Origin of the sequence: Nocardioides sp., from assembly GCF_004803405.1 — a bacterium.
GTDB lineage: Bacteria > Actinomycetota > Actinomycetes > Propionibacteriales > Nocardioidaceae > Nocardioides > Nocardioides vastitatis.
The window spans coordinates 14,317-34,038 of record NZ_SSXI01000187.1 but is presented as its reverse complement, the minus strand read 5'-3'; the positions used below and the strand labels follow the sequence as shown (position 1 = coordinate 34,038).

General features: G+C 71.5%; 23 protein-coding genes. 5 read left to right on the top strand and 18 right to left on the bottom strand.

Annotated features, from left to right (window positions below):
* A partial coding sequence (locus E7Z54_RS13240; RefSeq protein ID WP_168798317.1) for a threonine ammonia-lyase occupies positions 1-749 on the bottom strand: 749 nt, incomplete at its 3' end.
* An 87-nt stretch (positions 750-836) separates the two neighbouring features.
* Between E7Z54_RS13240 and E7Z54_RS13235 the strand changes: the two genes are divergently transcribed.
* Positions 837-1,724 carry a LysR family transcriptional regulator gene (locus E7Z54_RS13235; RefSeq protein WP_136434423.1) on the top strand — a complete coding sequence of 296 codons (888 nt, stop codon included), beginning with the start codon at positions 837-839 and terminating at the stop codon, positions 1,722-1,724.
* Here E7Z54_RS13235 and E7Z54_RS13230 read toward each other — a convergent pair.
* Positions 1,714-2,220, bottom strand: coding sequence for an acyl-CoA thioesterase (locus E7Z54_RS13230; RefSeq protein WP_136434421.1), 507 nt, complete (start codon positions 2,218-2,220; stop codon positions 1,714-1,716). The two genes, E7Z54_RS13235 and E7Z54_RS13230, sit on opposite strands and share 11 nt — an antisense overlap.
* Before the next feature lie 23 nt (positions 2,221-2,243).
* Between E7Z54_RS13230 and E7Z54_RS13225 the strand changes: the two genes are divergently transcribed.
* Positions 2,244-3,485, top strand: a complete 1,242-nt coding sequence (locus tag E7Z54_RS13225; protein ID WP_136434419.1) for an LCP family protein — start codon at positions 2,244-2,246, stop codon at positions 3,483-3,485.
* Positions 3,486-3,538: 53 nt separating this feature from the next.
* On the opposite strand, the gene E7Z54_RS13220 is transcribed toward E7Z54_RS13225, so the two are convergent.
* From E7Z54_RS13220 to E7Z54_RS13190, 7 genes are all read right to left on the bottom strand, one after another.
* Positions 3,539-3,682 (bottom strand): DUF1059 domain-containing protein, encoded by a 144-nt coding sequence (locus E7Z54_RS13220; RefSeq protein WP_136434417.1) that lies wholly within the window; start codon positions 3,680-3,682, stop codon positions 3,539-3,541.
* A gap of 17 nt (positions 3,683-3,699) precedes the next feature.
* Positions 3,700-4,449 (bottom strand): class E sortase, encoded by a 750-nt coding sequence (locus E7Z54_RS13215; protein ID WP_240769667.1) that lies wholly within the window; start codon positions 4,447-4,449, stop codon positions 3,700-3,702.
* A 2-nt stretch (positions 4,450-4,451) separates the two neighbouring features.
* Positions 4,452-5,006, bottom strand: coding sequence for an LPXTG cell wall anchor domain-containing protein (locus E7Z54_RS13210; protein ID WP_136434415.1), 555 nt, complete (start codon positions 5,004-5,006; stop codon positions 4,452-4,454).
* 156 nt (positions 5,007-5,162) lie between these two features.
* A complete protein-coding gene (locus E7Z54_RS13205; RefSeq protein WP_136434413.1) occupies positions 5,163-6,020 on the bottom strand; it encodes an SDR family NAD(P)-dependent oxidoreductase in 858 nt (285 codons plus the stop codon).
* Between the two features lie 18 nt (positions 6,021-6,038).
* Complete coding sequence (locus tag E7Z54_RS13200) at positions 6,039-6,875, bottom strand: polysaccharide deacetylase family protein (protein ID WP_136434411.1); 837 nt, start codon at positions 6,873-6,875, stop codon at positions 6,039-6,041.
* Positions 6,875-7,939 (bottom strand): glycosyltransferase, encoded by a 1,065-nt coding sequence (locus E7Z54_RS13195; RefSeq protein ID WP_136434409.1) that lies wholly within the window; start codon positions 7,937-7,939, stop codon positions 6,875-6,877. The genes E7Z54_RS13200 and E7Z54_RS13195 overlap by 1 nt, the downstream gene beginning before the upstream one ends.
* Before the next feature lie 78 nt (positions 7,940-8,017).
* Positions 8,018-9,190: an acyl-CoA dehydrogenase family protein gene (locus tag E7Z54_RS13190; RefSeq protein WP_136434408.1), complete on the bottom strand. Its 1,173-nt coding sequence runs from the start codon at positions 9,188-9,190 to the stop codon at positions 8,018-8,020.
* Positions 9,191-9,226: 36 nt separating this feature from the next.
* Between E7Z54_RS13190 and E7Z54_RS13185 the strand changes: the two genes are divergently transcribed.
* Entirely contained in the window at positions 9,227-9,658 is a 432-nt protein-coding gene (locus E7Z54_RS13185; protein WP_136434406.1) for a CoA-binding protein, read from the top strand.
* On the opposite strand, the gene E7Z54_RS13180 is transcribed toward E7Z54_RS13185, so the two are convergent.
* The 7 genes from E7Z54_RS13180 to E7Z54_RS13150 form a co-directional block, all read right to left on the bottom strand.
* The gene (locus E7Z54_RS13180) at positions 9,636-10,808 is read right to left on the bottom strand and encodes a heparan-alpha-glucosaminide N-acetyltransferase domain-containing protein (protein ID WP_240769668.1); all 1,173 of its coding nucleotides are present in this window, start codon (positions 10,806-10,808) and stop codon (positions 9,636-9,638) included. The genes E7Z54_RS13185 and E7Z54_RS13180 overlap by 23 nt on opposite strands.
* Before the next feature lie 15 nt (positions 10,809-10,823).
* Positions 10,824-11,372 carry a 5-(carboxyamino)imidazole ribonucleotide mutase gene (purE, locus tag E7Z54_RS13175; RefSeq protein ID WP_378526921.1) on the bottom strand — a complete coding sequence of 183 codons (549 nt, stop codon included), beginning with the start codon at positions 11,370-11,372 and terminating at the stop codon, positions 10,824-10,826.
* Positions 11,372-12,556 (bottom strand): 5-(carboxyamino)imidazole ribonucleotide synthase, encoded by a 1,185-nt coding sequence (locus E7Z54_RS13170; protein ID WP_378526920.1) that lies wholly within the window; start codon positions 12,554-12,556, stop codon positions 11,372-11,374. The genes purE and E7Z54_RS13170 overlap by 1 nt, the downstream gene beginning before the upstream one ends.
* 32 nt (positions 12,557-12,588) lie before the next feature.
* Positions 12,589-12,915, bottom strand: coding sequence for a winged helix-turn-helix domain-containing protein (locus E7Z54_RS13165; RefSeq protein WP_136434400.1), 327 nt, complete (start codon positions 12,913-12,915; stop codon positions 12,589-12,591).
* A gap of 69 nt (positions 12,916-12,984) precedes the next feature.
* Positions 12,985-13,947, bottom strand: coding sequence for an adenylate/guanylate cyclase domain-containing protein (locus tag E7Z54_RS13160; RefSeq protein ID WP_136434398.1), 963 nt, complete (start codon positions 13,945-13,947; stop codon positions 12,985-12,987).
* A complete protein-coding gene (locus E7Z54_RS13155; protein WP_136434396.1) occupies positions 13,940-14,464 on the bottom strand; it encodes a PH domain-containing protein in 525 nt (174 codons plus the stop codon). The genes E7Z54_RS13160 and E7Z54_RS13155 overlap by 8 nt, the downstream gene beginning before the upstream one ends.
* A gap of 45 nt (positions 14,465-14,509) precedes the next feature.
* The gene (locus tag E7Z54_RS13150; protein ID WP_136434394.1) at positions 14,510-15,331 is read right to left on the bottom strand and encodes a biotin--[acetyl-CoA-carboxylase] ligase; all 822 of its coding nucleotides are present in this window, start codon (positions 15,329-15,331) and stop codon (positions 14,510-14,512) included.
* 71 nt (positions 15,332-15,402) lie between these two features.
* On the opposite strand from E7Z54_RS13150, the gene E7Z54_RS13145 reads away from it, so the two are divergent.
* Together E7Z54_RS13145 and E7Z54_RS13140 are read left to right on the top strand one after the other, a co-directional pair.
* Positions 15,403-17,025, top strand: coding sequence for an acyl-CoA carboxylase subunit beta (locus tag E7Z54_RS13145; protein ID WP_136434392.1), 1,623 nt, complete (start codon positions 15,403-15,405; stop codon positions 17,023-17,025).
* The gene (locus tag E7Z54_RS13140; RefSeq protein WP_136434390.1) at positions 17,022-17,267 is read left to right on the top strand and encodes an acyl-CoA carboxylase subunit epsilon; all 246 of its coding nucleotides are present in this window, start codon (positions 17,022-17,024) and stop codon (positions 17,265-17,267) included. The genes E7Z54_RS13145 and E7Z54_RS13140 overlap by 4 nt, the downstream gene beginning before the upstream one ends.
* Before the next feature lie 44 nt (positions 17,268-17,311).
* Here the strand turns inward: E7Z54_RS13140 and galE are convergent, their stop codons facing one another.
* The gene (gene galE, locus E7Z54_RS13135) at positions 17,312-18,334 is read right to left on the bottom strand and encodes a UDP-glucose 4-epimerase GalE (protein WP_136434389.1); all 1,023 of its coding nucleotides are present in this window, start codon (positions 18,332-18,334) and stop codon (positions 17,312-17,314) included.
* Positions 18,335-18,358: 24 nt separating this feature from the next.
* Positions 18,359-19,702 carry a polysaccharide biosynthesis tyrosine autokinase gene (locus E7Z54_RS13130; RefSeq protein ID WP_136434387.1) on the bottom strand — a complete coding sequence of 448 codons (1,344 nt, stop codon included), beginning with the start codon at positions 19,700-19,702 and terminating at the stop codon, positions 18,359-18,361.
* Positions 19,703-19,722: the final 20 nt, after the last annotated feature.

Here is a 19,722-nt window from a genome sequence, read left to right as displayed (position 1 = left end):
ACCCGTTGGGTCAGCTCGTAGCCGGTGGTCGTCGCCAGCCCCGACGCCCGCGTGGCCGACGGCGCGGTCTCGATCGTGCCGCTGCGCCACGACCGCCAGCCCGCGGGGGCGGCCTCCGCCTGCACCCCGATCACCTGGCAGCCGGGTGCGAGCACGTCGCGCACCAGGCACGCGCCCGCGGCACCCGTACCGCTGCCGATCGGGACGTACACGGCCGCGAGCTCCGGTGCCTGGCGGAACAGCTCGAGGTAGGCGGTCGCGTGGCCGTGCACGATGCGTGGGTCGGTAGGGCAGATGAACGAGCCGCCGGTGTCCGCGGCGAGCGCACGTGCGTGTACCGCGGCGTCTCCCAGCGACGCGCCGTGGACCACCACCTCGGCCCCCAGCGCCTGCACCGCCTCACGCTTGACCTCCGGCGCGCTGGCTGGCATCACGACCGTCGCACGGACGCCGGCCAGCCGGGCGCCGTACGCCACGGACTGGGCGTGGTTGCCCGTGGAGCAGGTGACCAGACCGTGCGCCCGCTCGGACTCGGAGAGGGTGGCGGCGAGGTGGACGCCACCACGGACCTTGAAGGACCCGGTGGGCAGCACCCCCTCGTGCTTGACGAGTACGACGTCGCGGACCGCGCGATCCAGGAGCGGGTGTGACTGGAGCGGAGTGACGGGCAGCTCCCGCGCCACCACCTCCGCGGCACGCACGACGTCGTCGTAGGTGAGCTCGACGGTGGTCGCGGCCGCAGCGGACATATGCCTATCGTCGCCCCGGGAGGACCCATCGGTCCAATAGTTCTTCTCGCATAGTTCCATCGACGCTGTCGATCTATAGTGGGTCCCATGATCGACCTCCGTCGCCTCGAGGCGCTGGTCGCCCTGCACCGGACCGGGACCGTGTCGGCGGCCGCGGCCCAGCTGCACTACGGCCAGCCGACCATCTCCCACCACCTGCGTCGTCTCGAGGCGGAGACCGGCGCGGTCCTGCTGCAGCGCGTCGGCCGCGGCCTGCGCCTGACGGCGGAGGGCGAGCGACTGGCCCGACGGGGCGAGGAGGTGCTCGGCCTGCTCGCGCGGGCGGAGGACGAGCTCCGTGCCGCGACCAGCCTGCAGTCGGGCAGGGTTCGGTTGGCGGCCTTCCCCTCCGGCGCGGCGACCCTGGTCCCGGACGCGCTCGCGCTCCTCGCCGCGCGCCACCCCGGCATCGCTCTCGACCTGACCGAGGCGGAGCCGCCGGAGGCGTTCGAGATGTTGCGCGCCGGAAGCATCGACCTGGCCCTCACCTTCGCCTATCCCGACCAGCCCGAACCCGAGCAGATCACCTCCGTGCCGGTGTTCGGCGACCCGCTGTACCTGGTCACCCGGGACGGCGAGGGGCCCGCTCATACCCCGGTGGACCTCGCCGTATACGCCGAGACCCGCTGGATCACCGGCTGCGAACGCTGCCGCAGCGAGCTGCTCACCCTGTGCCGCGAGGCCGGCTTCACGCCCACGATCGCCTTCGCCAGCGACGACTACGTGGCCGTGCAGTCCCTGGTCGCCAGCGGGCTCGGGGTCACGGTCCTGCCCGGGCTGGCGCTTCGCGCGCACCAGCACCGCGACGTCGTACGACGCCGGGTCGGCGCACAGCGGCGAGTGCAGCTCTCGACGTACGGCGCTCCCCCGCGACCGGCGGCGGTCGACGCGGCGGCCGCGGCGATCGCCGAGGTCGCCGGTCGGGTCAGGTCGTGACCCGACCCGCCTCGATCTCCCGGCGCCGGGCCAGCCGGTGCGAGCGCCGGATCTCCGCCTCGCGCATCCGTCGCTCGTCGGCCGGCGTACCGGCCTGGAGCCGCGGGACGGCGCGCGCGTGACCGGCGCCGTCGATCGCGACGAACACGAAGTACGCCGACCCGACGTGCAGCCACTCGGTGGTGGCGTCCCACGGCTGAGACTCGATCCGGACCCCGATCTCCATCGACGAGGTGCCGACCCAGTTGACCTGCGCGAAGGTGCGGACGATGTCGCCGACCCGGACCGGCTCGAGGAACGCCATCTCGTCCAGGGCCGCCGTCACCGCCGGGCCGTCGCTGTGCCGCTGGGCGACGACACCCGCCGCGGAGTCGGCCAGCTTGAGAACCTCGCCGCCGTGGATGTTGCCGAGCAGGTTCGCCTGGGCCCGCGAGGTGACGGTCGCCAGCTCGATCCGAGAGTAGGCGGGCGTGCGCGCCTCGAGGATTTCGCTCACGGGCTGACGGTAGCGTCATGCACATGGCAGGGCGCGGCGACCACGGCGACGGGGACGACAGGGACCGGGGGTTCGACTGGATCTACGGGCAGGGCTCGGGCGAGCAGGGCTCGGGCGAGCAGGGCTCGGGCGAGCAGGGCTCGCGCAAGGACCCGGAGCCGACCCGCAGGATCCCGGTGCAGCCCCGAGCGGGCCAGCCGGCCATTGGCACGCCCGCCTCGCAGCGTCCCGAGCGACTCCCGCCGGCGCAGCAGTACGGCGCCACCCCGGAGCCGCCGCAAGGCGGTCGGCCCGCGCCCTCGTGGTCGACGACGCCCAGCAGGTGGAGACGCCCCGGCACCTGGCTGAAGCTCGTCGTCGGCCTGGTGGCGCTCTGGCTGGTCTTCCTCGTCGCCGTTCCCCTGTTCGCGTGGAGCAAGGTCGAGAAGGTCGACTTCGAGCCGGACGGGGACCGCCCCGCGGACCAGCCCGGAACGACCTATCTGCTCGTCGGCAGCGACTCGCGCGCGGGACTGACGAAGGAGGAGCGCAAGCTGCTCCACACCGGCGACGCCGAGAGCGAGCTGACCGACACGATCATGCTGCTCCACACCGGCGACGGACCGGCCACGCTCATCTCCATCCCGCGTGACTCGCCGCTGGAGATTCCCGGCTTCGGGGTCAGCAAGGTGAACTCCGCCTACGCCAAGGGCGGCACGCCGCTGCTGGTGCAGACCCTCGAGCAGGCCACGGGCGTGCGGATCGACCACTACGTCGAGATCGGCTTCGGCGGCCTGGTCGGCGTCGTGGACGCGGTCGGGGGCATCGAGGTCTGCCCGAAGCGGCGGATCCGCGACCGCGACTCCGGACTCAACATCAAGAAGGGGTGCCAGGAGGTCGACGGGGTGACCGCCCTGGCGTACTCACGCGCCCGCAAACACGACCCGCTCTCGGACCTGGCGCGCGTGCAGCAACAGCGCGAGGTGGTCGCGGCCGTCGGCGAGAAGGTGCTCTCACCGTGGTCGGTGATCAACCCCGTCCGCTGGTGGCAGCTCAACGCAGCGGTGCCCGACTTCTTCAAGTTCGGCGAGGGCACCGGCCCGGTCGACGCCTCCCGGTGGGCGCTGGCGATGACCGATGTCGGGAAGTCCTGCACCGTGCCGCTGGCCGGGGGCGACGCCAACTGGGACGGCCAGCGCTCCGAGCAGCTGTTCAGCAAGGTGATCGCCGACAAGACCGACGAGATCACCACGAAGATGTGCACCGCCACCGGCCTGGCCGACTGACCCGCGCCCTCTGCGCCGGGATGGACCGGCAAACACGAGCCGCGCGGGTGAGGTCAGATGGCCATGAACAGGATCTCCTCGCGGGAGTACTCCCGTCCGGGATGCTCGGCCGCGAGGTGCTCCTGCACCTTCTCGACCAGCTCGTCGTCGGTCTCCCCACGCAGGGTGACGTCGCAGGGACAGCGCAGTGAGGGCATGCGGACCTCCAGGGGTCTCAGTGTTTCGCTGGAGTCGTCTTCAGCAGGTGGCCGAAGATCACGGACCTGTCGTCGGTGTGGAAGATCTCTGAGCAGGTGAGCAGCGTGATCAGGTGGCTTCCCGCGTCTCCGGGCGGCTGGGTGCCTCCGTCGCGCGGGTTGACCGGCGACGGATCGAGCACCCAGGTCTCGGTGAACGGGATGATCAGGTCCTCGCCGCCGGTGTCGAGGACGTAGGTGTAGGTCGCGTCCCGGGTCTCGACGTGGACCTTGTCTCCGGGCCTGAGCTGGGGCAGGTCGGCGAAGGGCTCACCATGGGTGACCCGGTGGCCCGCCAGCACGTAGTTGCCCTTCGCCCCCGCCTCGGCGGTGTCCTCCATGTGTCCCACGCCGGCGGCGAGGACATCGTCCGTGGAGCCCTCCAGCACCGGCACGGCGTAGTCCTTGCCGAACCGGGGCACGTGAAGGATCGCCGTCGCGTTGCCGAAGTCGGTGCGAACGACGTCCTGGCCGTCGCCCCAGCCGTCCGCGAGGGCCGTGGTCACCTGGTCGTGGCGCTGGTGCGCCTGCCAGTTCGTCCCCCAGAACTGCCACGCGACCCACCCCAGGACGGCGAGCCCGGCCGCGATCAGCCCGCAGCCGAGCCAGAGCGAGATCCGCCTCCGTCCCGAGCGGGCTGGCTTGGCCGTGCTCCCACCTGGGCGGGTACGGCGCCGTCGCACTCGGGTCGGCTCGACCTGCGATTCCTCGGGTGCGGTCCGGTCCACCGCTAGGCGAGCGCGGTTCGGCGGGTTCGGGTCAGGATCCCGCCACCGGCGGCGACCAGCCCGAGACCCACGAGCAGGACCAGCAGGTGCGGACCGCCGGTGTTCGGCAGCCCGGTCGCAACCCCGCCGACGGACCCGCCGGAGCCGCCGGAACCATTGGAACCACCGGCACCCTCGGTCTCGCCGGCGACCTCGCCGCCCTTGGACTTGGAGCGGACCTGGAACCGGGCGCTCCCAGCGCAGTCGCCGTGGACCTCACGGTCCGAGGTGAACTGCGAGGTGGCGGTGTAGTTGCCGCGAGGCAGGGTCGGGCCCTCGACGCGGACCCGCGAGCCGTTGTACCTACGGGTCGTCGACCACACCTCGCGATCGGAGGAGCCCCTGGCGATGCTGAGGCGGACGGTGCCCGTGATCGGCGTGTTGCTGTTGGCCGAGACGCTGGCCTCGAGGACCACGTTCCTGCCGACAGCCGAGGTCGGCACCTCGACGGTGCACTCGGTCGGAACCGGCTCCGGCGTGTAGTCGTCGGCCTGGGCCTGAGGTGCCCAGCCGAGCATCGCTACAACCAGGGCAAGTGCGGTCAGCGTACGACGCACAGCGCCTCCCTAGGCGTTATTTGGGGGGAACACAGGACGATCCCTCCCGGGACCATCTGACTGGCCAACGAGACCAGCGAGGAGACGTTACTAGGTTCTTGAAGATAAATCCCTTCGTCACGGCCGCGCCGCGGTGACCAGTCGTTCCGCGAGCCGCGGGGACACCACCCCGACAGCCTCGAGCAGGCTCGCGTAGGCAGGCATCAGCTCGCCGGGCCGGTGTCGCACCGCCTCGAGCATCCACCGCGCGGCCTGCTCGGGCTCCAGGGCCGCGCGGGCGCCGTATCCCTCGGTGGGAGCGATCATCGGTGTCCTCATCAGCGGGAAGTGCAGGGACGTGACGACGATGCCGTTGCGCCGCTCCTCCGCCTGAAGGCAGCGACCGAAGGCCGCCAGCGCGGACTTCGAGGCGTAGTAGGCGCTGAACATCGGCATCAGGCGCCCGGGCACTCCCCAGGTCGAGGAGTTGACCACCTGACCACGGTTCTCACGCAGCGTCGTGAGGAGGTTGAGGGTCAGCCGCACCGGGGCGTGGTAGTTGAGCGCCATCAGTCGTTCGTGGTCGTGCGGCCGTGCGACCGTGTCGGACACCGAGCGCCGGATCGAGTGGCCCGCGTTGTTGACCAGCACGTCGACGCCGCCGAAGCGGTCCAGGACTTCGTGGCTGAGGTCGTCGATGGCCCCGCTGTCGGTCAGGTCGCAGGGGAAGGAGTACGACATCCCGCCGGCGGCGGCGATCTCCGCGTCGAGCGCGGCGAGCTCGTCGACCCGGCGCGCGACGGTGAGCACCGTCGCACCCTCGGCGGCCAGGAGCCGCGCGGACGCACGCCCCACTCCGGACGAGGCGCCGGTGAGGAGGATCCGCTTGCCGGTGACCGGGTACGTCCGCCCGGTCGCGCCGGCGACCAGGCGGACCGGGTTGGGTAGTGGGGCCAGGCCCGCCCGAAGGAGGCTGCGCCGCGACGGAGTCTGCACCGGTGCAGGGTACGACCCTCAGAACCCGGGCCCGTTGCGGCGCTTGAACGTCTCCACGGGCCGGAGCCAGCTGAAGCCTCCGTCGAGCTGCATCCGGAAGTCGCTCGCACGGTCGAACGCGAACCACCGCCGCAGGGACAGCGGGTGCTGGCCGCGTCGGTTGCGCGCGCGGTCGACGGTGATGGCGATCCGGTACCCGGCGCGGTCGACCTGGTCCCTGATCCGCCGCGTCCATCCCCCCATGGGATAGGCGAACGACAGGACCGGCCGCTGCAGCAGGCCCTCCAGCTCCTCCCGGGAGATGACGAGCTCGGCCGCCACCTCCGCCGGCGCCAGGTGCCGCAGCCAGCGGTGGCTGACCGTGTGGGAGCCGATGTCGAGGCCGTCGTCGGCCACGTCGCACAGGGCGCGCGGGTCCATCAGCCGCACTGTCTCCCGATCGTCGCGGTGCCGGTCCCACGGGAACGTCTTGCTCGGATCGAGGTAGCCGCTCACCGCGAAGAGGGTTGCCGGCATCCCCCGCTTCTTCAGCTCGGGCCAGGCGTGCTCGGCCACGCTCGCGTAACCGTCGTCGAAGGTGAGCGCGACGGCGCGGTCCGGAAGCGTGCCGGCCTCGAGGCGGGCGACCGCATCGTTCAGGGGGAGGATGTTGGCCCCCCACTCCTCCAGCACGTCGAGGTGGCCGCGGAAGTCGTCGAAGCTGGTCGTGAGGCCGTCCTTCCCGACCGGGCCGAGCCGATGCCAGCCGGCGAGCGTCAGGCCGTGCGGCGTCATTCCGACCGAGCGGTTGACGCCGGTGATCAGGGCCGCCGCAGGGCGGGCGACCGTCGCCGCGGTCCGAGTCGTGATCCGCATCAGGCGCTCCAGGTCATCGTCGGCGCGAGCGGTCCCTCACCCACGAGCCCGCGGTACGCGGCGGTCAGGCTGCGCCCCTGAGCCTCGCGGGAGTGGCGGCGGCTCAGCTCGTCGGAGTCCGCCTGCGCTCGCATCCAGTCCGTGCGGGACCGCTGCAACATGCGCAGGCGAGTGGCCAGCTCGGGCACGTCCTGTCCCAGCCCGGGCAGGTCGAGTGCGCGCAGCTGGGGGATCGCTCGCAGCACGAGCGGCACCCCGAGGGCCGCAGCCTCCAGGATGCTCATCGGTGCGGACTCCCATGCCGCGGTGTGGACGTACAGCTGTGCGGCCGCGGCGCGAGCGAGCGTCTCGTCGTGCTCGAGCCAGCCGGTGACCTCGACCCCTGCGGCCAACAGGGCTCGCTCGCCCTCCTCGTCGCCACCGCCGAGCCACGTCCACATTGCATCGAGCCCGAGCTGACGCTCGGCGTACCGCTTGAGGTGGATCAGGTAGCGCCAGTCCTTTGCCGCGGTGACCCTGCCGATGGTGACGACGCGCGGGCGGTCCGCGTACGACGCGCGCAGCGCGGTCGGGAGCGTCGCGCGGTTCGGCACGTACGCCACCGCGGTGTGCCCGAGGGCCGAGGCCGCCGCGACCTCGTGCGGCGAGACCGCCGCGACCAGGTCGGTCCGGCGGACCAGCGCACGCTCCACAGCCCTGAAGGCTGCACGGCCGAGGGAGGACACGTCCCGTCGGTCGAAGGCGAAGCCGTGCGGCGTGAAAGCCACCTTCGCCGGTCCCGAGCGCGCGGCGCGCACGAGTGTGCCGGCGACGGAGGAGTGCGCGTGGACCACGTCGGGCCGCAGCTCGCGAACGCGCTCGTTCAGCCGCACCACCGCCGCGACGGGATTGGTGGAGAGGCTCGTGGCGGTCGCGAACCGGGCCGCCGCCTCCGCGCTCGGCGCGGAGTCCGAACGCGCGGCGGCCAGCAGGTGGTGCTCGAGGTCGGGGGTCGCGTCCACCATCGCGAGGAGCGACGACGCCGTGCCGCCGCCCCAGGACTCAGTGACATGCAGGATCCTCATGCACGACTGGTGCAGCCGGGGGCACGTCCTGATCCACGTCGGCCGAGAAAACTTCGCGGCCACCGACGAGGCGGGGCCTCAGAGGTCGCTCTGCACCCCGGCCAGGAGCTCGCGGGCCATCACGATCCGCTGCACCTGGTTCGTGCCCTCGTAGATCTGGGTGAGCTTGGCGTCGCGCATCATCCGCTCGACGGGGTAGTCGCGGGTGTAGCCGTAACCACCCAGCACCTGCACCGCGTTCGTGGTGACCTCCATCGCCACATCCGAGGCGAAGCACTTCGCGGCGGCGCCGAAGAAGGTGAGGTCGGAGTCGCCGCGCTCGGAGCGTCCGGCGGCCGCATAGGTCAGCTGCCGCGCTGCCTCCACCTTCATGCCCATCTCGGCCAGCAGGTACTGCAGACCCTGGAACTCCGCGATCGCTCTGCCGAACTGCTGACGCTCCTTCGCATACTCCAGCGCGTAGTCGAGCGCCCCCTGGGCGACACCCACGGCCTGCGCGGCGATGGTGATCCGGGTGTGGTCGAGGGTCCTCATCGCGTACTCGAAACCCTTGCCCTCCTCCCCGATGAGCCGGTCGCCGGGGATCCGGACGTCGTCCAGGTGGACCTCCCGGGTCGGGGAGCCCTTGATGCCGAGCTTCTTCTCCGCGGCACCGAACGAGACGCCCTCGTCGGACCTCTCCACCACGAACGCCGACATCCCCCGGGACCCCTGCGCCGGGTCCGTCACCGCCAGCACCGTGTAGTACTCCGACTCCCCCGCGTTGGTGACCCAGCGCTTGGTGCCGCTGAGGACCCAGTCGTCACCGTCGCGCACCGCGCGGGTCTTCTGGTCGGCCGCATCCGAACCGGCGTCCGGCTCGGACAGGCCGTAGGAGAAACCGCCCTCACCCGCCGCCAGCCGGCCCAGATACTTCTGCTTCAGCGGCTCCGAGCCACCCAGCTGCACCGGCAGGGAGCCCAGCTTGTTCACCACCGGGATCAGCGACGCCGACACGTCGACCCGTGCGATCTCCTCGATCACGATCACCGTCGCCAGCGCGTCCGCACCGGCGCCGCCGTACGCCTCCGGCACGTGCGGAGCGTGGAAGTCCGCCGCACGCAACGCCTCCTCCGCCTCCCGCGGGAACCGCGACGCCTCGTCGACCGCGGCAGCGAACGGCGCGACCTTCGCCGCGCAGATCGCGCGGACGGCCTCGCGGACCGCCTGATGCTCATCCGAGAGCCCGTAGTACGGGAAGTCGCTGTTCACAGGAAGGATCCTACGAACGCGTGCGTTGACGCGGGCATGGCCATCAACCCTGACGACACCGCCGACCGCTGGCAGGAGCCGACTGCTGTCGCGACGATGCTCGACGACCTGCAGACCTGGGCCGTGGTCGGTCTCTCGAACAACCGCAGCCGGACCGCCTATCGGATCGCAGCGCTTCTCCAGCACCGAGGCAAGCGGATCGTGCCGATCCATCCCGACGCACCCACCGTGCTCGGTGAGCAGGGCTACCCCACGCTGGCGGACGTGCCGTTCCCGATCGACGTGGTCAATGTGTTCCGCCGCTCGGACGCGGCCGGGCAGTTCGCCGACGAGGCGGTGGCGGTCGGCGCGAAGGCGGTGTGGTTCCAGCTCGGCGTCATCGACGAGGACGCCTTCGAGCGCACCCGGGCCGCGGGCGTGGACATGGTGATGGACGCCTGCCCCGCTATCGAGTGGAGTCGGCGGTAGATCGTCGCAGCGCCCTGCCCGGCCAGCCGACCAGGGCCTCCAGCGGACCTCGCTGCCCACTCACGGCGAACCCTGCTCCGATCCCGAGTACGACCACCAGGTGCCACACGAACGTGTCGGGCTGCTCCGTTGGCCAGACGGTCGGGGTCTTCATCACCGCGTGCAGCGAGTAGAGGGTCAGGGTCATCGCTCCCGCCCCGCCCGCCACTGCGAGTGCCGTCGTTCCCGGCGACGGAAGGACGTCGGCGATCGCCAGCGCCAGGCCGATGACGACGAGCGCACTCCCGATCCCCTGCGCCAGGTCGAACGGAGTCGCCGAGTGCGGCGAGACCACGAGCAGCCACTGCCACGGCCCGCCGGTCGGCGTGGCACCGTGCTGGCTCTCGCCCAGGACCTTCAGCAGCTCGTCGTGGCTGAGCGGTGCGAAGGGGTGGATGCTCTGCCGGACCTCCACGCTGGCGGTGAGCATCCGCGACGCCGTCGTGGCGAGGATCGCCAGCCCGGCACCCGACGCGGCCAGCCCGAGCGGGACCCGCCACCCACGCAGGTCGATCCTCCCCAGCGCGATCCCGGCGAGCAGGTAGCCGAGCCATGGCACGGCCGGGTAGTAGCCGGTCAGGAGCAGGTCCGCGAGCAGCCGTCCGGGCTCGGCGAGCCGCTCGAAGTCGGGGCTGTCGTAGCTGCGCGGGGGAAGTTCCGGCCGGACGAGGTGGGAGACCGCGGGCGCCGCCACCACCCATCCGGCGGCCAGCAGCGCGAGCGACCGAGCACGTAGCGCGAGGAACGGCAGGCCCAGCAGGAACAGGACGCCGTAGTAGGCGAGGATGATCGCCAGCCCGGTCTCGAGCTCGCCCAGCGCGAGGCCGATCAGGGCGATCAGGACGGCACGCGCGGCCAGTCCCAGCACGGTGCGGGCGGGCTCCCTGTCACGGAACGGCTCGGTGCCGCCGCTGAGCAGCGCGAGGCTCACCCCGGCGAGCACCGCGAACAGCGCCGAAGCCCGGCCACCTGCCAGCTCCTGGACGAAGGTGAGCTCACCCGTCGCCGTTCGACCGTCGAGGACGTGGGTCGCGATCATCCCGACCAGCGCGATCGCACGCGCCACGTCGATGCCGACGAGACGCCCGGGACGCACCAGCCGGCTGAGCATCACCCGCGCACTGTGCTACTCGACGATCGGTGGCCGGCCGTTGTCGCCGCGGACCGCGGCACCCTTCGCCTCGGCGCTCGCCTGGAGGTCTCGCTGGAAGGCGGTCATGCTCTGCTGGAGCGTGGTGTCGGTCGCCGCCAGGATGCGGACGGCGAGCAGACCGGCGTTGCGAGCGCCGCCGATCGCGACCGTCGCGACCGGCACCCCGGCGGGCATCTGCACGATCGAGAGCAGCGAGTCCATGCCGTCGAGGTACTTCAGCGGCACCGGGACGCCGATCACCGGCAGCGGCGTGACCGACGCGAGCATGCCCGGCAGGTGGGCGGCACCGCCCGCGCCCGCGATGATGACCGACAGCCCGCGTCCGGCGGCATCCTTGCCGTAGCGCAGCATCGCCTCGGGCATCCGGTGCGCAGAGACCACGTCGGCCTCGTAGCTGATGTCGAACTCCTCGAGCGCCTCGGCCGCGGCCCGCATCACCGGCCAGTCGGAGTCCGAGCCCATCACGATGCCCACGCGCGCAGTCATGGCCCGCAGCGTAGTGGTGCGCGCGGGAGCGGGCATCACTCGGAGTGGTTCCCCAGGTCGCCTCGGAACCACGCTGCGGCGTGTCGCGCGCGCTCGAGGCAGTCGTCGAGGTCGTCGCCGTACACGTTGACGTGGCCCACCTTGCGACCCGGCCGCAACTCCTTGCCGTAGAGGTGCACCCTCAGCCGGGGATCCCGGGCGAGGACGTGCGGATAGCCGTCATAGAGCCGGCCGACGGTCGGGTCGTCGCCGCCGAGGATGTTGACCATCACCGTCCAGCGCGCGCGGGGCTCGGGGGATCCGAGCGGCAGGTCGAGGACCGCGCGGAGGTGGTTCTCGAACTGGCTGGTGACCGCACCGTCCTGGGTCCAGTGCCCGGTGTTGTGCGGTCGCATCGCGAGCTCGTTGACCAGCACCCGCGGCTGGCCCTCGGCGTCGACGGTCTCGAACAGCTCCACGGCGAGGATGCCGGACACCCCCAGCTCGCCGGCGATCGTCAGCGCCAGCTGCTGGGCCGAGGACGCCAAAGACGGTGCGAGCTCGGGCGCCGGAGCGACGACCTCGCGGCAGACGCCGTCCACCTGGAGCGTCGCGACCACCGGGTAGGCAGCCGCCTGCCCGCTGGGCGACCGCGCGATGACGGCGGAGAGCTCCCGTCGGAAGTCGACCAGCTCCTCGGCGAGCAGCCGGACGCCGGCCTGCTCCGCCGCGCCGAGCGGCTCGACCGCGTCCTCCGGAGCACGGACGACCCAGACCCCCTTGCCGTCGTACCCGCCCCGGCTCACCTTGAGGACGCACGGGAAGCCGAAGGCCTCCACATCCGCCGCCGAGGCGACGACCGCCCACCGCGGCTGAGGAGCGCCGATCCGGCCCATCGCCTCACGCATCACCACCTTGTCCTGAGCGTGCACGAGCGCCTGCGGCCCCGGGCGCGCCACCACTCCACCGGCGGCGAGGGCGCGCAGGTGCTCGGTGGGCACATGCTCGTGGTCGAAGGTGACGACCGCGCAGCCCTCGGTCACCTTCTGCAACGTGGCGAGGTCGCGGTAGTCGCCCACGAGGTGATCCGGGATCACCTGCGCAGCCGAGACTCCGTCGGCCTCCGCCAGCAGGCGGAGCGGGATGCCGAGCGCGACGGCCGGTTGGGCCATCATCCGGGCAAGCTGTCCGCCGCCGATGACGGCGAGTCGGGGTGCGGGTCCTCGGTCGGTCGATGGCACGCCCGAACCCTAATCGACCCCCAGGTGGGGAGCTAAGCGGAGCCGCTGAGGCCGGCCGCCTCGCCCGTCTCGAACCGGAGCCCCTGGCCGCGGACGGTGGTGATCAGTCGCGGCTGGCGGGTGTCGTCGCCGAGCTTGCGGCGCACCCATCCCAGGTGCACGTCGATGGTCTTGGAGGAGGTCCAGAAGTTCACGCCCCAGACGTCCCGCATGAGCTCCTCACGGGTGACGACGGAGCCGGCCTTGGAGATCAGCGCATGCACGAGGTCGAACTCCTTGCGCGACAACAGCACCTCGCGGTCCCCCCGCCAGGTTCGTCGGGTCGTCGGGTCGACCCGCACGTCCTGCACCTCGATCACACTCTCAAAGTTAAGGACGAGTCTTGATTCGCGAGGTGAAACGCAAAGAATTTTGCTTGGGTTGCCCAGCTACTGCCGGCGAACGGCGACCGGCTCGACCACACCGAAGCCGCGGACCGGTCGCGGAGGCAGCGGGCGGGACTCGATCTCGTCGGCCGGGAGCAGGTCCGCGGTGGCATGGTCGACGATGATCCGGTTGCGCCGGGCCACCTGGGTGAGGCGGGCCGCGAGGTTCACCGGAGGCCCGAAAACGTCGCCCAGGCGCATCACCACGCTGCCGCTGGCGAGGCCGACCCGGACGTCGGGCATCCGTGGGTCGCGACCGATGACGTTGATGATCCCCTCGGCGGTGGCGAACGCCGCCATGGGATCGTCGTTCACGAACAGCACGGCGTCGCCCATGCTCTTGATCAGCCGGCCCTGCTGGCGGGAGATCACATCGCCGCAGCGAGCCTCGAAGATCTCGACCAGGTCGCCGATCCGGTCACGGGTGACCTCGTTGGAGAGCGCGGTGAACCCCACGATGTCGGCGAAGCCCACCGTCAGGTCCGTGGTGTGCGGGTCGGCGTCGATGGCCCGCAGCGAGTCCATCCGGGCCACCGCAGCGGCCAGGTGGCGGCGCCAGGCGTAGAGCAGCAGCTCCTCGAACTGCGCGCCGTACTGGGCGACGATCCACGCGCTCGCGTTTTCCTCCTTCGGCTCGTCCAGGCCGGCGAACGCCTGCTCGGCGTGCTGCACCAGCTCGCTCACCTCCCAGTCGGCGAGCCGTGCCATCGTCAGTCCCACACCACGCGCCACGTTGAGCGCGATGTCGAAGCCGATGAAGCCCTCACCCAGGAGCTCGGTGATCAGACGCAGGGCGTCGGCGTCGGCGTCGGTGTAGGCCCGGGCGTCGCCGTGCTCGGGGAACCCGAGGGTGCGCCACAGCCGGCGGGCCTTCTCGACCGGTATTCCCGCTCGCTCCGCGACGTCCGACGCGGTGAGCTGCGGTTCCTCCCCGAGGAAGGTCCGCTCGGGGCCGCCCTCAGACACCTTCGTCAGCACGCGGCGCGCTGGGGCCGCGGTGCAGCTCGTGCAGCAGCTCGTTGAGCTGGCGCTGCGCGGCCTCCACGTGCGGGATGTCGTTGAGGCGGACCAGGCCGTGGGTCGACGCGTCGGCGATGAGCAGGCTGCCGCAGCCGAACGGGCGGTCGATCAGGTTGATCTCGATGGAGATGTCGCTGACGCGGGCGAGCGGGATGTCGTGGCCGCGTCGGGTGATGATGCCGTTGCGGGTGATCAGTCGCCGGTCGGTGAACGCATGGACCGTGGTGAGCCAGACGAAGAACGGGCGGACCGTGAACCACAGGATCCCGAGGATCGCGAGGGCCCAGACGATGTAGGTCAACACCTGCTGGGCGCCGTCGTCCTCGAGCATCACCTGCGCTGCGACGCCGATCGCGAGGAAGACCACCAGCAGCAGGATCGGCACGAACAGCGCCTTGGGGTGCTGGCGGGTGCTGATGATCAGGCGCTCACCGGGGTTGAGCAGCTTCTTCGAGATGGCCACGGGCTGATCATCCCACCCATCCGCAGATCCGGAAGGGCCGACCGCTCAGGTCGCCCGGACGTGCACGACGTCGCCGGCGCCGACCCGCTCGGTGCCCGAGGTCGTCTCGACGACGAGGCGGCCGTCGCCGTCCACGTCCACCGCCCGGCCGGTCAGCTGGCCGCCGCCAGGCAGATCCACCCGCACGTCACGTCCCAGGGTGGCGCACTGGGAGCGGTAGGAGGCCGCCAGTCGCGCGGTGCCCTGCTCCCCGCCGGCCTGCCAGACGTCGTACCCCTCCCGGACGGCGGCGACAGCCGCCAGCAGGACGGTATGGCGGTCGGGGGTTCCCGGGCCGGCGGCCGCGAGGCTGGTCGCGGTCGGGACGGGCAGCTCCTCGGCGGTCATGGCCACATTGATCCCCACCCCGACGATCGCTGCCGGGCCGGTGGGCGTCTCCACCCTCTCCACGAGGATGCCGGCGACCTTGAGGTCCCCCTCGAGCAGTACGTCGTTGGGCCACTTCACCCGGGCGCCGTAGCCGAGCGCGGTGAGCGCCTTGGCGACGTTGTGGCCGACCAGGAGCGGAAGCCACGGCCAGGACGTCGCCGGGACCGAGGGTCGCAGGACCAGTGAGAAGGTCACCGCGGTGCCGGTCGGCGTCTCCCAGGCGCGGTTGAGCCTGCCGCGGCCGGCGACCTGGTGGTCGGCCACCACGACCAGCCCCTCCGGAGCCCCCGCCTTCGCGCGCTCGGCGGCCACCTGGTTGGTCGACGGCGCCTCCTCGAGCAGCTCCAGGCTCAGCTCGGGGGCGAGGGCGAAGGCCTCCGAAAGGCGGGCGGGGTCGAGAGGTCCACGGGCAGGGTGCTTGGTCGGGCCGGCGGTCACGGGCACTACCCTTGCGCAGCAGACGCCCTGAGGAAACCCCGGGTGCGTCGAACAGATTCGAGGAGGCCATCGTGACCGCCCAGGCAGACAGCAGCGCGCAGGCAGACCAGACCGAGCTGGACATCCACACCACGGCGGGCAAGCTCGCCGACCTGGAGCGTCGGCTGGATGAGGCGGTGCACGCGGGCTCCGCCGCCGCCGTGGAGAAGCAGCACGCCAAGGGCCGCCAGACCGCCCGCGAGCGGATCGAGATGCTGTTCGACGAGGGCTCGTTCGTGGAGCTCGACGAGCTCGCCCGGCACCGCTCGACCGCCTTCGGCCTGGAGAAGAACCGCCCCTACGGCGACGGCGTGATCACCGGCTACGGCACCATCGACGGCCGCCAGGTCTGCGTGTTCTCGCAGGACTTCACCGTCTTCGGCGGTTCGCTGGGCGAGGTGTACGGCGAGAAGATCACCAAGGTCATGGACCTGGCGATCAAGTCGGGCTGCCCGATCATCGGCATCAACGAAGGTGCCGGCGCCCGCATCCAGGAGGGCGTGGTCTCACTCGGCCTGTACGGAGAGATCTTCCGCCGCAACGTGCACGCCTCCGGCGTGATCCCGCAGATCAGCATGATCATGGGCAACTGCGCGGGCGGCCACGTCTACTCCCCCGCGGTCACCGACTTCACGATCATGGTCGACCAGACCTCGGCGATGTTCATCACCGGCCCAGACGTCATCAAGACCGTCACCGGCGAGGACGTCACCATGGAGGAGCTCGGCGGCGCCCGGACCCACAACACCAAGTCCGGCAACGCGCACTACATGGCCGCCGACGAGGAGGACGCGATCGAGTACGTCAAGGCGCTGCTGTCCTACCTCCCGCAGAACAACCTCGACGAGGCTCCGGTCTTCGACGAGTCGGTCGAGATGGAGATCACCGAGGCGGACCGCGCCCTCGACGTGCTGATCCCCGACAGCCCCAACCAGCCCTACGACATGCACGACGTGATCACCTCCGTGCTCGACGACGCGGAGTTCCTCGAGGTCCAGCCGCTCTTCGCCCCCAACATCATCGTCGGCTACGGCCGCGTGGAGGGTCGCTCGGTGGGCGTCGTGGCCAACCAGCCGATGCAGTTCGCCGGGACGCTGGACATCGACGCCTCGGAGAAGGCGGCGCGGTTCGTGCGCACCTGCGACGCGTTCAACATCCCGGTGCTGACCTTCGTCGACGTGCCGGGGTTCCTGCCGGGCACCGACCAGGAGTGGACCGGCATCATCCGTCGGGGCGCGAAGCTGATCTACGCCTACGCCGAGGCCACCGTCCCGCTGGTCACGATCATCACCCGCAAGGCCTACGGCGGCGCGTACGACGTGATGGGCTCCAAGCACCTCGGGGCGGACATCAACGTCGCCTGGCCGACCGCGCAGATCGCGGTCATGGGCTCCCAGGGCGCGGCCAACATCATCCACCGACGCACCCTCGCCGAGGTGGAGAAGGCGGGCGGCGACGTGGAGGCGAAGCGCGCCGAGCTGATCGACGAGTACGAGACGACGCTCGCCAACCCCTACATCGCCGCCGAGCGCGGGTACATCGACGCGGTGATCATGCCGCACGAGACCCGGATCGAGGTGATCCGGTCGCTGCGACTGCTGCGCACGAAGCGGGAGACGCTGCCGCCGAAGAAGCACGGGAACATCCCGCTGTGAGCGAGGACAGGACGGCGGCCGGGTCCGCCGAGACTCCGCTGCTGCGGATCGTCACGCCGACGACCACGCCCGAGGAGGTCGCGGCCATCGTCGCGGTCTTCTCCGCGCTGGGCGGCGGATCGCCGGCTCCGCGTCCGCCTCGGTCGGAGTGGGCCTCCCCCGGACGGGTCGTCCGCAGCTATCCCGGTCGGGCCCCGGCCCACGGCCGAGGTGCGTGGCGGGCGAGCGGGCTGCCGCGCTGACACCTCGCTGACACCTCGCTGAACCGCGAGCCAGGCGCCGGCGGTCAGACCCGGGCCAGCCGCTCCTGCGCTGCCAGGTCGGGGAGGATGGCGCCTCGGCGCTCGAACCACTCCAGCGTGTGGGCGATGCCCTCGGTCACCGAGTAGCGGGTCGACCAGTCGAGCAGGCGGGATGCCTTGTCGCTGCGCGTGAACGCGCCGACGGAGTCACCGGCTCGGCGGGGCGCCTCGACCACCGGCATCGACTCGCCCGTGACCTGCTCGAACGCGGAGACCAGCTCACGCACCGTGGTGCCGCTGCCGGTGCCGAGGTTGATCACCGCGTGGCGCTCGCCATCAAGCGCCTGCTCGAACCGTTCGAGCGCAGCCACGTGGGCCTGCGCCAGGTCCCACACGTGGACGTAGTCGCGGATGCCCGTGCCGTCGCGGGTCGGGTAGTCGCCGCCGGTGATCGTGAACGGGCGGCCGGTCTCGCGGGCCTCGATCAGCTTGCCCAGGGCGTGGCTGGGCGTCCGGAGCTGCAGGCCGGTACGGAAGGCCGGGTCGGAACCGATCGGGTTGAAGTAGCGGAGCGAGAGGGCGCGGAGGTCGGTGGCGACCGCCAGGTCGGCCAGGATCGCCTCGACCATCATCTTGGTGCGTGCGTAGGGGCTCAGCGGGTTGAGCCCTGAGGACTCCCCGACGGTGAAGTCGGCGTCCGGCTCGTAGATCGACGCCGAGCTGCTGAAGACGATGTCGGTGACGCCCCGGCTGAGCAGGGTCTCGACGAGGGTCAGCGTGCCGATGACGTTCGCTCGGTAGTAGGCGCCGGGCTGCGTGACCGACTGCGGTACGACGATCAGCGCCGCACAGTGCACCACTGCCGCGATGTCGGGATTCTCGTCGATGATCCGGTGGACGAGCGCGGTGTCCGCGATGTCGCCCTCGTAGAACGCTCGGCCCTCGGTGAACTCGCGGCGACCGGTGACCAGGTTGTCGAGGATGATGGGGCGGTGGCCGGCCTCGATCGCGGCGCTGGCGATCGTGCTGCCGATGAAGCCGGCGCCGCCGGTGATGAGCAGATCCATGGTGGCTCTCCTGGAACGGAACGGTCAGCCGACGAGCCGTGGGCGGCGCGACGATCGGGGAGGGCGGACACCGTGGAGGACGCTGCCGAGCACGCGCAGGCGGATCATCTGCAGGTGTTCGACGGCGCGCTGCACGTGACGCGGGTGGATCCGACCGGCCGGGACGGTGAGCAGCATCGCGCCGTGGATGGCCATGATCCGGGCGTCCTCCGAACCCGAGATGGGAGCGGCGTGGACGATGACGACGTCGTACCGGTCCTCGGTGTCGTCGAGCAGGTCGCGGAAGCGCATCTCCAGCAGGCTGGGCGCGGCCAGGTGCGCGGTGCCGAGCGGGAGCACATGGACGCCGTCGACCGGGCCGGGCTGTGCTGCCTCCTCCACCGTGCTGGTTCCGGACAGGACGTCGTACAGGCCCAGGTCACCGGGAGCGCCGAGCGCCGGGTGCATGCCACGATCCCGGTCCGCGTCGACCAGAAGCACCCGGTGGCCGACCTCTGCCAGCGCGGCAGCCAGGTTCACCTCGAGCCATCCGGCCCACGGGTCGGCACCGCTCGCCGAGGCCACCACCAGCAGCCGGGCCGGGTCCTCGGCGCTCGCGAACTCGATCGCGATCCGCAGGGCACGCAGGGACTGGAACTCCTCCGCGTGGGGATCGGTCGCCTGCAGCTCCTCGGGAGCCGACGGCCTCGGCACCACGCCGAGCACCGCCAGGTCCGACACCTCGGCCAGCTCCTGCGCGTCCGAGACCGTGCGGAAGACCCGGTCCACGACCGCGGCCACGGCGACGGCGAGCAGCAGGGCGAGGCCGGTCGCGGCGAGGAGGGTCAGCGGGATGTCGGGTGAGCTGAACCGCTCGGGGACGTCGGCAGGCTCGGTGACGTGGAAGACGAAGGCGCCGTTGCTCGGGTCGTGCTCGGGCAGCCGCTCCACCACCAGGTTTGCGATCGTCGCCGCGCGGTCGGGGTCGGTGTCGGTCACGGAGACCTGGATGATCACGGTGCCGGCGACGACGTCGCCCTGCACCTGGTCGCGCAGCTGCTCCACCGACCGGCCGGGCACTGCCTGACGGACCTCGTCGAGGAGGGGGCGTGACTCGGCCACGTCGGCCACCGTCCCGAGCAGGTCGGAGTAGCTGGCCGGCGATGTCGACAGCTCGGCGGGCGGCGTCGCAGCGACCCGCGCGGTCGCGGTGTACTCCCGCTCGGCGAGTAACAGGCCGGTCGTGACGGTCGCGGCCATGAGGACGAACACGAAGCTCACGACCAGCCGGCGCCGCCACAGCAGGGCGCCCAGCGCCCTGAGGCCGGTCTGCGCGCTGGACGGCGCGGGGCGCACCGACTCGATGGGCGGGTCAAAGATGGCGGACATCGGGGTTTCTCCCTATCTGG